Raw genomic sequence first — 10,464 nt, forward strand, 5'->3', positions numbered from 1 at the left:
GTCGGGGCGGTCAGCACGGCGGGCGGGAGCGGGCGCGCTTGATCGATCAGGATCGGGCGGCTATCGCCTGCGGGCAGCACCACGCGGTAATTAGTTTTATACGTCACCGCGTCCGTGCGCTTCATAACACCGCGCGCCGCGGTAAGGGTTTGCAGGCGGCTGGTGCTCTCCTCTTTCCGCGTCAGTTTCGCCCGCCCGTCGCGGGCATAGGCGATAAAGCGGCTTTCGCCCTTGGGGAACAGATCGAGCCGCCCGTCGCCAACGAAGCCGCGCGGGCCGTCGTAAAGCGCAACCACCCCCGGCGGCAGGCTGGTCGCGCCGCTATTGGTGACATCGACCGCCGCTTGCAGGGAATTTTGAAGCGCGCTCGCATCCCACACCAGCACCTGCTGCGCCGGAACGCTTTGATCGATAATCGGCACCGAGAGCGACTGCCCGGCGGCGACGCTGATGGTTTGCGGCAGGGTTAAATCGATTTGTGTTAGGTTTTCACTGGCGTCGGCGGTCGGAACCGGCGCGGAGGTCAGCAAATCCTGGCTGCGGGCCAGGGCCGCTTTCGGCGCGAACATCGGGGCGGGCGATGGAACCGGGGCCGCCGCTGCGCTACTAATCGTCATCGCCCCCTGATCCGCCTCCAACGGCCTTACCTTCGCCACGGTCGGGGCGATCTCCGGCCGATCCACCCAGGTCGAGGCATAGAGCGACTGGCGGAACGTCACCGGCTGGCCTGACGAGAGGGTAAGGCGGATATTCTTCCAATCCTTGCCCGTGCGGTTTTCCAGCACCGCCCAGCCTTGCAGGCGCGCGGTTTTACCGTCCGGGGACAGGTCGAGCCGGTAGGTGGCTTTCCACACCGGGGCGGCCACCACATAGGCGAGTTTCGCCACCCGCTCGCCTTGGCCCGCAACGGAAATCGACAGCGTGCGCGCGCTGCGGTCGCGGCCTTCGGCGAGGCTGGCAAGCGCCCGGTCGAGCCGCGCTTGCAGGGCCTTATCCGTGAGGCGAACGGTGGCCCCCGGCTCCAGCACGGTCTCGGTCAGCCCGGTTTCGGTGAGGAGCGACAGGATCAAGCGGCGCACCGGTTCAGGCCGGTCCTTGCCTTGGGCTTCCTCGCGCTCGATCACCGCCATCAGGCGGCCCTTTTGCGAGCGCAGGGTATTATCAATCTCGATCAACTGGCCGACCAAGGCTTGCAGAAGCGCCGACGTGCTGGTGAGGGCTTCGGGGGGCACCGGCAGATCGGCAAGCGCGCTATCGTCGCTGCTGCCCGCCAGCGTCACCCGCTGCACCGCGCCCGCCGGATCGAGCACGATCAGGCTTTTCAGCACGTCATCGACCTGGCTGAAGGGCACCGTGAGATCAAGGGTATCGTCGCCCTTCACCCTGGCTTCCTGTTCGACCGTGGCAACCCCCGCTTGGGTGAGCAAAACCGCCGTTACCTGCGGCTCCACGGCCCAAACGGGGAAACTCAGCACCAGGGCGGGGACGAGCAGCAAGGAGGGGCGCATAGAAACTCTCCGGTTGAAATAGGCTCTTCGGGGATTACATCGGGATTGCGGCAAGACTGCGATTGGGGGCAGGCTGATGCCGCTCTTTTTAAGGCACCGGATACCATGATTCCCGCTTTCTACAATGATCTGATGCTGACCGAAACCGAAGCGTGGCGACGGCTGACTCTCGGGGCCTCAGATCGTACCTGTCCCTTTCATCTGATGCAGCTTGCCAGCCTACGCCACGATGCTTCGGGCATGCTTGAACCGCAGGTGCGAACGGTGGTTTTGCGTGGGGTCGAAGCCGCCGAAAAACGCCTGCGTTTTCATACCGACGCGCGCTCGCCGAAAGTGACCGACCTTCAGCAGCACCCGCGCGTGCAGGCACTGTTTTACGATCCCGCCGAGAAGATTCAACTGCGCCTCAGCGCCACCGCCGCCCCGGCGTCTGAAACTTTGCGCGCCGAAGCCTGGGCTGCAACCGGGCGCTTGGGCCGGGAATGCTATGCGGTGGAAACCGCGCCGAGTGCGCCGCAGCCCGGCCCTGCGGCCCCTTTCGCGGCTGAAGCCGATCCTGCCGTGTTTCTGCCGATTGTCTTGACCGTTACGGCCTTAGACTGGCTCTATCTGGCGAGCGTCGGTCACCGCCGCGCCGCTTTTACCTATGATTCAACGGGTCACTTGTCCGACGCGACGTGGCTTGTTCCCTAAACTGGATTTGAATGACGCTTCTTCAGCTTTCCCCTGCATCAGATGCCGATTTCGCTTGGCTACTCGCCCCCCACACGGCCCACCCGGGCGGGCTTACCGTTGCGCCGGGCGGGCTTGAAACGGAATCAACTTTGCGCCGTCTCAGAGGCCTTGCGGAGACCCTGCGGCGACAGCACCCCCCAGGGGCTTGGCTGATGGTCCAGGGACCGGAAATCGTCGGGCTGATTGGCTATAAGCTGGCCCCCGATTCCGAAGGGCGGGTCGAGTTCGGCTATGGCCTCGCCGAAAGCCGCCGCCGCCTGGGATTCGGCACCCAGGCGGTCGCGGCCTTGGTCCGCGACGCGACGGAGGATTCCGATATTCGGCTGCTCTACGCCGAAACCCTGGTCGGCAATATCGGGTCGCAGAAAGTGCTGCGCGCCAACGGCTTTCATCAAAGCGCCACCCGCGAGGATGCGGAAGATGGCGCGCTGCTGTGCTGGTCGCGCGCGGTTTAGCTTTTCGGTTTTAACGGCGGGGCTTTTTCCAGCAACGCCGCCAAGCCTTCGAACGCGCCTTCGGCGGCAAAAATCGCAGCCTCGCCCCAGTTGTTATCGAGGCTGCCCGCCGGAATCTGATTTTCCTGCTCCACCGTGCCAAGCTCGCTGCCGTCGGGCATCAACAACACCCAGCGCAGGCGGATGAGTTGAACACCGCTAACGGGTTTTGCAAGGCTCACCGTGCCGCTGACGACGAGGGCTTCCGGCGTGTCGCGCTCGACGATCGGCACGCCGTTTTCACGCAAGATAAATTCCAGCGCGCGTTTTAGGGCAAGCTTGCCGTCGCCCGGCGCACCGTCGACCCCCCAGACCGAAACGCCGCGCACGCCTTGCGCTTCCGCGACGGTCGGGTTCAGCATCGGCACGAGCGCGGTCGTCACGCCGCGCGCGATGCGGTCGAGTTGCGGGATCGTTGGGTTTTGGGCTTGGCCGCGCGGAATCGCATCGCGGCGGTTTATCATGCGCACATCGCCCCCATCGGGCGGGACGAGGAACCAGGCGATCTGCACCTCCTCCTCCTGGGGGGAAAGAGGGGTGAGGCTGGCCTCACCGCGCAACAAGAACGCCCCGCGATGGCCGATATCAACCGCCGCCGGAATATCCTCGTCGCGCAAGCGCTGGGCAATCGCCGCGCGCAAGGGGCCGGATAGGGCCGAGGGCAGGCCCGAAATTTCGAGAATGGATACACCGTGCGTATCCTTGGGCAGCATCGCCACCGCAGCGCCCTTTTCTTGGGCCGACGGCTGGAAAGGCTGGGGTAAGGGCTGGCACGCGGCTAAAAGCGCCAGCACGCCGAGAGCTAGAAAGCGATACATGCGGCAATCGAGAGCAGCAGGGCGATGGCAAAAAATTGGAAGAGATAGGGCATGGCTACGGCGCTTTACGGGGCCAAGGCAATCGCCGAGATCAGGCGGCCATAATCAGCGGGCGCGCCGCCATTGGCCAAAGTCTCGCGCCGATAGCTGAAAAAACGGGCCGGATCGGCTAGCGTGTCTTCGCCCAACAGTTCCGCCGCGCCGAGGCGCAGTTTTTCGAGCCGGTGCAGCAAATAGCCGCCGAGATCGAACATCGCGTGCCCCTCGCGGCTGGCAGGTTCGAAGAAATCCATATTATCGGGGTCGGCATCCATGAAGGTGGCAACGAATTCGTCGGAAACCTCGTAGGACTCAGGACCAATGCAGGGGCCGATGACCGCATGAATACGGGCGCGCTTCGCCCCTTGCGCCACCATGGCATCAACGGTCGCCTGCGCCACGCCGCCCAGCGCGCCGCGCCACCCGGCATGGCACGCGCCGATCACCCCGGCGTCGCTATCGGCGAACAGGATCGGCGCGCAATCGGCGGAGAGCACGCCGAGCACAAGCCCCTTTTGTTTCGTGACGAGCCCATCAACCTGCGGGGCCGCGCCGTGCGCCCAGGGCGTCGTGACAATCTCGACCGCTTTGCTATGGACCTGATGGCCGGTGACAAGCTGCGCGCCGCCCGACGCGCCCAAGAATTTCGCCACGCGGTCGCGGTTTTCCGCCACCGCTGCGGGATCGTCCTTGGAGCCGAATCCGGCGTTCAAGCTAGCGTAAATCCCCTGCGACACCCCGCCATCGCGGGTGAAGAAGCCGTGGCGCACGCCCGGAAGGTCGAGAAACTCGGAGGTCAGCGGGGCAAGGCTCATCGCGGGTTTCCTTGTGGCCTAAGCGGGCATGCCATCGAAGGCGAGCGGCGTTGCCATTTCGCTGGTCGACGCCCAACCGAGCTTTTCATAAAGCTTGCGGCCATTGGCGGTTGCATGCAGCACAGCATAGGAAAGGCCCCGGCGCGTGAGTTCCGCCTGGCTTTCCATCATCAGGCTGCGCGCAACCCCTTTGCCGCGATGGGGCGGTTCGACATAGAGGTTCAGCACATAACCGCGCCGATCATCGTGCGGGTGTGAGGGGTGCGGTGGCCAGGTGAGTTCCAGCAGACCAATCCCCCCGATCGCGCGGCCCTCGTCATCGACCATAAAGCCAAAATAGCGGCCATCGGCGAGGCGCGGGGCCAGCCACTCGCGGAACGGAACGGCCATGGTGGCAATCGCCATCATGTCCCATCCGGCTTCGCGGAACATGGCTTCACGGTGACGGCAAATCAGCGTCAAATCGGTCGGGCTAACAGGGCGGAGGCTTCGCATGCCCGCATCTTTATCACCCTGAACGGCCCTGTCCAGGCCCCTTTAACTTACGAAGCCCGGCAGCGCCGATAATCCAACCGGCCCGAGGCCAATTACTTTGAACAAGCTTCCCATGCGGTCCGGCGCGATGAGCCGGTGCATGCCTTCGACGAGATCATGGGCCTTGGCGGCATCGGCATCGCGCACCAGGCGCTGCGCCCGCTCCAAAATACCGAGGCGGGTGAGGAAGGCCCCCTGCTCAATTGGGCCATGCACATCGACGCCGCTCATCCTTGCCGCCGCCCCAACCGCGCTGAAATCCACATGGGCGGTCAGATCGGCCTCGCCGGGATCTTGCAGCACGGGGTGGTATTGGTGGCGGCGCACGGCTTGCAGCGAATCGCCCGCCGCCGCCTCGGCATAACCATAATCGATGAGGAGGGCCGCGCCGCCATAATGGGCCAAACGACGGCTAATCGCGGCCACCGTTCCCCGGATCGTCGGCGAGACTTCGGCAATGCTGGTTTCAGGGGCCTGGGCCACCTCGGGCGTCAGCAGCCGCGCCAATGGCGAGGCGGTTTTGCCGATCTGAAAGCCGAAATCACCCGCCTCGGTCAACCCAACCTGCCGTTCGCGCCATTGGCCCTCGCGCTTCACCAACTGGTGAATCGGCAGCGCGTCGAGAAACTCATTGGCCAGCAGAATGAACGGTCCAGGCGGCAGATCGGTTAAGCGCTCGTGCCATTCGACCGCCTCACCCTCCAAGGCCTTCGCCTGCCGGGTGCGCAAGACCGGGCTGGTCTCCACGAGATGCACGCGCAGGGCCGCGTGAAACCCCGGCGCGACAAGGCGCACCGCGCGCAAAGCATCGGCCATCAAAGTGCCGCGCCCCGGCCCCAGTTCGACAAAGCCGATCGGGTCGGGCTGGCCGAGCAGGCCCCAAACATGCGCCGACCAGAGGCCGAGCAATTCGCCGAACATCTGCGAGCACTCGGGCGCGGTCACGAAATCGCCGCCCGCAACCGCCCCGGCCACCGCGGGAAGCGCCGAGGGCACCGCGCCCGCCGCCGAATCCGGCACCCCGCCAAGGGGATCGCGCGTGCGGTAGTAACCGAGCGTCGGATGCCCTAAGGCGAGGCGCATATAATCCGCCACCGTAATCGGGCCGAGTTCGAGCCGCCGCCGCAGCAGATCTTCGAGCGATTCGCTCATGCTGCGCTGGGAACCGCCTTGGCTTGGGGTTTAGCGCGGACCATCAACCAAATTCCAACAATAATCATCGGCACCGAGAGCAACTGCCCCATCGTCGCCCCGGCAACCAGAAACCCGAGGAAAGGATCGGGCTGGCGGAACAGCTCGCCGATACTGCGCGCAACGCCATAGCCCGCCAAAAACGCCCCGCCCAAAAAGCCGGGACGGTCGCGGAAGCCCTTCACTTCCAGCACGCGCAGCACCAGAAACAGCAACAGCCCTTCAAGGCAGGCTTGATAAAGCTGGCTCGGATGGCGCGGCTCCGGCCCGCCCGTGGGGAAGACCATCCCCCAGGAGACATCTGTGACCCGGCCCCAAAGCTCGCCATTGAGGAAATTCGCAATGCGCCCCAGCCCAAGCCCGATGGGCACCACGCCGACCAGCAAATCGCCGAAGGGCAGCAGCGGAATCTTGCGGCGGCGGGCAAAGAGGATGAGGGCGATAATCACCCCCAGCGCGCCGCCGTGAAAGGCCATGCCGCCGTGCCAGACCTGAAGCACTTCGCTCAGATTCTCAAGATAATAGCCGGGCTTATAGAAAATCACATACCCAAGCCGCCCGCCGAGGATGACCCCCAGCGTCGCCCAGGTGAGAAAATCGTCAATATCGGCCCGCGTCACGATCGCCGGCGCGCGGCGCGACAGGGCAATCATATAGCGCCAGCCCAGCATGATGCCGATGATATAGGCGAGCGCATACCAGCGGATGGCCAGCGGCCCGATGGCAATCGCCACCGGATCGATGGTTGGAAACATCAGCGCGGGCAGAACGGTGAGGCTCATCGCCGGGTATCCTTAGGCATAGGGATCGTCTTGCAGCAGATACTCTTGCACATAGGCCGCCACGCCCTCGGCAAGCGACGTTAAGGGCCGATCATACCCGGCGGCGCGCAGGCGATCCATGCGCGCTTCGGTGAAATATTGATATTTCGCCCGCAGGCTTTCCGGCATGTCGATAAACTCGACCTCGGGTGTCCGGTTCATCGCCGCGAAAACGGCGTTGGCCAAATCGAGAAAGCTGCGCGCCTCCCCGCTACCCGCATTAAACAACCCGCTCACCTCGGGATGGTCATAGGCCCACAGCATGATGTCGACAATATCGCCAACCCAAACAAAATCGCGCAACTGGCCGCCGTCGGCATAGTCCGGGCGGTAAGATTTGAACAGCTTCGCGCGGCCCGTTTGCTGAATTTGCGGCAGGATATGGGCAACGACACTTTTCTGCCCGCCCTTATGGTATTCGTTCGGCCCATAGACATTGAAGAACTTCAGCCCCACCCACTGCGGCGGAACCGGGCCGTCGCCCGTTACCAGCCGGGCGATGCGCCGGTCGGTGGCGTGTTTCGACCAGCCATAGGCATTCAGCGGCTGCAACTGGGCGAGGGCGGCAATCGACGCATCATCATCAAACCCCTGCGCGCCATCGCCATAGGTGGCCGCGCTAGACGCATAAATGAAGCGCGCCCCGCGCCAGCAGCACCAGTCCCACAGCTTCAGAGTGAGGGTGAAGTTCGAGCTGGCGATTAAATCCGCATCGGTTTCGGTGGTGCTAGACACCGCGCCCAGGTGAAAAATCGCGTCGATCTCGGCGGCATGGGCATCGAGAAAAGCGAAAGTTTCTTCCGGCGGGACCACGGCGGCAAGCTCGCGTTTGGCGATATTGCGCCATTTTTCGTCTTGGCCCAGCCGGTCGATCACGACCAGATCGTGCACGCCGCGCGCTTCCAAGCCCCGCAGCAGATTGGAGCCGATAAACCCCGCCCCCCCGGTCACGACGATCATATGTGTACGCCCCTTTTCTCAACTGCTCCCGGTTATACGGGAGGCGACGGCGGGCGGCAATGCGGGCGTGGCTTGTGAGGGGGCGGTTGTATGGGGTAAAGGTTTTCTAAATCCTTGGCATATGGGGCCGGAATGACCGACGAAACGCTGCCTGCGCCTGAAATGCTAGCCCCCGCAGGCGAGACGCTTCCCGTGACAACCAGCATTCGCGGCGCAAGCCTCGCCTGGATCACTTTCGGCAATACGCTGCTGAGTATTCTTACGCTGGGTATCTGGAGTTTCTGGGCCAAAACCCGCGTTCGGCGATACCTTTGGGCCAACATCCAGATTGCGGGCGATCCGTTGCATTATACCGGCACGGGGTTCGAGCTTTTTAAGGGCGCGATCATTGCGTTGCTTGTGCTGGCCCTCGCATTCGTACCCTTGAGTTTTCTGTCGGCAGCCGGATATGGAGGGGCGGCCGGGCCGATCCAGATAAGCACTTTTCTAATTCTTACCCCCATGGGCATGTTCTATGCTCGGCGCTATCGACTGTCGCGGACTGAGTGGCGCGGCATTCGTGCCGGGTTCAGTGGCAACGTGAATGATTTCATCATGCGTGCCATGGGGGTAACCGTCCTGAGCCTTTTTACCGCCTTCCTATTCGACCCCCTCCGGCAAGCCTATGTGGACCGCTATTTCTGGAACCATAGCTATTTCGGAACCCATAAATTCCGCTCGACTTTTAAGGTAGGGGATTTTGTCTATCTGTATGTCATCGCGTGGGGGTTGGCGGCCTTAGGCATCGCCAAAGGGCTCTATGAGTTCGGTCCGGCCATTTTGCTCGGTTTTACCAATGCCGCTGCGGGCGAGTCGGGTTTTCAAATGAAGGGCATTTCCCTTCTGTCTGTCTTCCTCTCGTTCGGATGGGTCTTCCCGATTGCGCTGCTCTTCTATGCCCTTTACCGGATCGCCTATTGGCGGGCGCTCGTCACCGCGACGCATTTCGACACGGTATCGGCAAAAAGCCGGTTAACCGCCTGGAATTTCATCAAAATCATTGCTGTTCTTATCCCGTGTTTCATAGTTTTTTTTGCCGGGATTATCGCGTTAGTAATCGCGCTTTTTGCCAGTTCAAAAATTCAGGGCGGGTTAGAATGGTGGGTGTTCGGATTTTTGCTGCTCTTAGTTTTAGCCGCGAATCTCTTCATTAGCGGCCTGTGGGCTTGGCTCTGGACCGCCCCTCTTGTGCGGGTTTTAGTACGGACGACGGAAATCGAGGGCACGCTTGATCTTGCAATCATCGACCAAAGCACCCTCCCGTCGCCAGGACGCGGCGAAGGCTTGCTGGGTGCCGTGGATTTTACCGGATGACCGATTTTTCCGCCTTCTATAGCGACGGCAAAACCGCCGCACGCCGGCCCGTGGGGCTGCGGATTGCCGACGAAACGGTGGACATTATTGCCACCGACGCACTGGATAATCCGATTGCGCAATGGCCGCGTTCGGCGGTTCGTTTGCGGGATGATCCTGCGCAAATACGCCGGTCGGGCGTGGTGATACTGGCCTATGGGACCGAGCAGGTCCGCCTCGCGTCCACCGCTGACCTTGAACGGCTGCGCCCCGCGCTCCCCGGATTGACCAGGCCGGACCCTAAAACCCAGCTAGAGCGGCGGGCGACGCTTCAATGGCTCGGCGGGATTGCCGCAAGTCTGGCGGGGCTGTATTTTATCCTGCCGCTGCTGGCGGCCTGGGGTGCGGGCTTCGTGCCGCTGTCCTGGCAGCGGGAAATGGGCGCGCGGGCGGAAGCCGAACTGACGAATGCCCTCAACCGGGGAAGCCCGGCCACGGTCTGCGCCGATACTGAGAATAATGACCTTGCGCGACGGGCGGCGGTGGCCCTCGCCGAGGTTGCCCAGCTTCCCGAAGCCCCGTCGATCCGCGTCTATCGGATTCCGCTGCCTAACGCCTTCGCCCTGCCCGGCAATCGTATCGTGCTGACGCAAGGCATGCTGCAACGGATGCAAACGCCCGATCAGGCGCTGGCCGTGCTCGCGCACGAGGCCGCCCATCTCGCCCATGCCGATCCGCTCGCCTCAGTCATTCAACATCAGGGTTGGGGGCTGGCGGCGCAGGTGCTGTTCGGTACGGGCGTGCTGTCGAACGTCGCGCAGGTCCTGCCGATTTTCGCCTATCACCGCGATCTCGAACGCCGGGCCGATGCCGAGGGGGCGCGCTATTTGGCGGCGCTGGGCCGCCCGCCGCAATCCCTGGCCGAAGCGCTCAAGCGGCTGGCGGGCAATGATGGCGGCGGCTGGCTCTCCACTCATCCCGGAACCGACGAACGGGCGGCGGCGCTGGCTGCGCTAGAACTGCCCGTCTCCCCCCATGCCCCTCTCACCGCGAGCCCTACCGAGTGGCGGCAATTGCGCGCGGTGTGCGGCATCAGCCCTTGATTTAACCGCCCCCGTCATAAACATGTGATACGTCTTACCCTGCTTGCCGCCCGGCGATGGGCACGGCATGGTGAGGTTTATGGCTAAGGAGGCAGTTCCGATGCGACAGCAAGG

11 protein-coding genes are annotated in these 10,464 nt (G+C 63.3%); 4 read left to right on the forward strand and 7 right to left on the reverse strand.

The features are described 5' to 3' along the window. Window positions 1-1,508 (reverse strand): DUF4139 domain-containing protein (locus ACIQ36_RS14375; protein WP_395830457.1); only part of this gene is annotated, 1,508 nt, incomplete at its 3' end. A 105-nt stretch (window positions 1,509-1,613) separates the two neighbouring features. Here ACIQ36_RS14375 and ACIQ36_RS14380 point away from each other — a divergent pair. Both ACIQ36_RS14380 and ACIQ36_RS14385 read left to right on the forward strand, forming a co-directional pair. Continuing rightward, complete coding sequence (locus tag ACIQ36_RS14380; protein ID WP_395830459.1) at window positions 1,614-2,201, forward strand: pyridoxamine 5'-phosphate oxidase family protein; 588 nt, start codon at window positions 1,614-1,616, stop codon at window positions 2,199-2,201. An 11-nt stretch (window positions 2,202-2,212) separates the two neighbouring features. Beyond that, a complete protein-coding gene (locus ACIQ36_RS14385; protein ID WP_395830461.1) occupies window positions 2,213-2,698 on the forward strand; it encodes a GNAT family N-acetyltransferase in 486 nt (161 codons plus the stop codon). Here the strand turns inward: ACIQ36_RS14385 and ACIQ36_RS14390 are convergent. The 6 genes from ACIQ36_RS14390 to rfaD all read right to left on the reverse strand — a co-directional run bounded on the left by ACIQ36_RS14390 (window position 2,695) and on the right by rfaD (window position 7,915). Beyond that, window positions 2,695-3,555, reverse strand: a complete 861-nt coding sequence (locus tag ACIQ36_RS14390) for a hypothetical protein (protein WP_395830464.1) — start codon at window positions 3,553-3,555, stop codon at window positions 2,695-2,697. The two genes, ACIQ36_RS14385 and ACIQ36_RS14390, sit on opposite strands and share 4 nt — an antisense overlap. A gap of 65 nt (window positions 3,556-3,620) precedes the next feature. Next, window positions 3,621-4,409 carry a peptidoglycan editing factor PgeF gene (gene pgeF / locus ACIQ36_RS14395; protein WP_395830467.1) on the reverse strand — a complete coding sequence of 263 codons (789 nt, stop codon included), beginning with the start codon at window positions 4,407-4,409 and terminating at the stop codon, window positions 3,621-3,623. An 18-nt stretch (window positions 4,410-4,427) separates the two neighbouring features. Beyond that, window positions 4,428-4,904 (reverse strand): GNAT family N-acetyltransferase, encoded by a 477-nt coding sequence (locus ACIQ36_RS14400; protein ID WP_395830469.1) that lies wholly within the window; start codon window positions 4,902-4,904, stop codon window positions 4,428-4,430. Between the two features lie 42 nt (window positions 4,905-4,946). Continuing rightward, window positions 4,947-6,095 carry a class I SAM-dependent methyltransferase gene (locus ACIQ36_RS14405; protein ID WP_395830472.1) on the reverse strand — a complete coding sequence of 383 codons (1,149 nt, stop codon included), beginning with the start codon at window positions 6,093-6,095 and terminating at the stop codon, window positions 4,947-4,949. Beyond that, entirely contained in the window at window positions 6,092-6,916 is an 825-nt protein-coding gene (gene lgt, locus ACIQ36_RS14410; protein WP_395830475.1) for a prolipoprotein diacylglyceryl transferase, read from the reverse strand. Before lgt ends, ACIQ36_RS14405 begins: the two co-directional genes overlap by 4 nt. A gap of 12 nt (window positions 6,917-6,928) precedes the next feature. Further along, window positions 6,929-7,915 (reverse strand): ADP-glyceromanno-heptose 6-epimerase, encoded by a 987-nt coding sequence (gene rfaD, locus ACIQ36_RS14415; protein WP_395830477.1) that lies wholly within the window; start codon window positions 7,913-7,915, stop codon window positions 6,929-6,931. 132 nt (window positions 7,916-8,047) lie between these two features. Here rfaD and ACIQ36_RS14420 point away from each other — a divergent pair, with 132 nt between their 5' ends. Together ACIQ36_RS14420 and ACIQ36_RS14425 are read left to right on the forward strand one after the other, a co-directional pair. Continuing rightward, window positions 8,048-9,268, forward strand: coding sequence for a DUF898 family protein (locus tag ACIQ36_RS14420; RefSeq protein ID WP_395830479.1), 1,221 nt, complete (start codon window positions 8,048-8,050; stop codon window positions 9,266-9,268). Then, a complete protein-coding gene (locus ACIQ36_RS14425; protein ID WP_395830481.1) occupies window positions 9,265-10,350 on the forward strand; it encodes a M48 family metallopeptidase in 1,086 nt (361 codons plus the stop codon). Before ACIQ36_RS14420 ends, ACIQ36_RS14425 begins: the two co-directional genes overlap by 4 nt. The last annotated feature ends 114 nt before the right edge of the window (window positions 10,351-10,464 follow it).

This window comes from Elstera sp. (assembly GCF_044372965.1).
Classification (GTDB): Bacteria; Pseudomonadota; Alphaproteobacteria; order Elsterales; family Elsteraceae; genus Elstera.

Excerpts from the sequence above, each read along its gene's own strand:
- ACIQ36_RS14405 (WP_395830472.1), bottom strand. The coding sequence starts at position 6,095 with ATGAGCGAATCGCTCGAAGATCTGCTGCGGCGGCGGCTCGAACTCGGC.
- ACIQ36_RS14390 (WP_395830464.1), bottom strand. The coding sequence starts at position 3,555 with ATGTATCGCTTTCTAGCTCTCGGCGTGCTGGCGCTTTTAGCCGCGTGC.
- rfaD (WP_395830477.1), bottom strand. The coding sequence starts at position 7,915 with ATGATCGTCGTGACCGGGGGGGCGGGGTTTATCGGCTCCAATCTGCTG.
- pgeF (WP_395830467.1), bottom strand. The coding sequence starts at position 4,409 with ATGAGCCTTGCCCCGCTGACCTCCGAGTTTCTCGACCTTCCGGGCGTG.
- ACIQ36_RS14420 (WP_395830479.1), top strand. The coding sequence starts at position 8,048 with ATGACCGACGAAACGCTGCCTGCGCCTGAAATGCTAGCCCCCGCAGGC.
- lgt (WP_395830475.1), bottom strand. The coding sequence starts at position 6,916 with ATGAGCCTCACCGTTCTGCCCGCGCTGATGTTTCCAACCATCGATCCG.
- ACIQ36_RS14400 (WP_395830469.1), bottom strand. The coding sequence starts at position 4,904 with ATGCGAAGCCTCCGCCCTGTTAGCCCGACCGATTTGACGCTGATTTGC.
- ACIQ36_RS14380 (WP_395830459.1), top strand. The coding sequence starts at position 1,614 with ATGATTCCCGCTTTCTACAATGATCTGATGCTGACCGAAACCGAAGCG.
- ACIQ36_RS14425 (WP_395830481.1), top strand. The coding sequence starts at position 9,265 with ATGACCGATTTTTCCGCCTTCTATAGCGACGGCAAAACCGCCGCACGC.
- ACIQ36_RS14385 (WP_395830461.1), top strand. The coding sequence starts at position 2,213 with ATGACGCTTCTTCAGCTTTCCCCTGCATCAGATGCCGATTTCGCTTGG.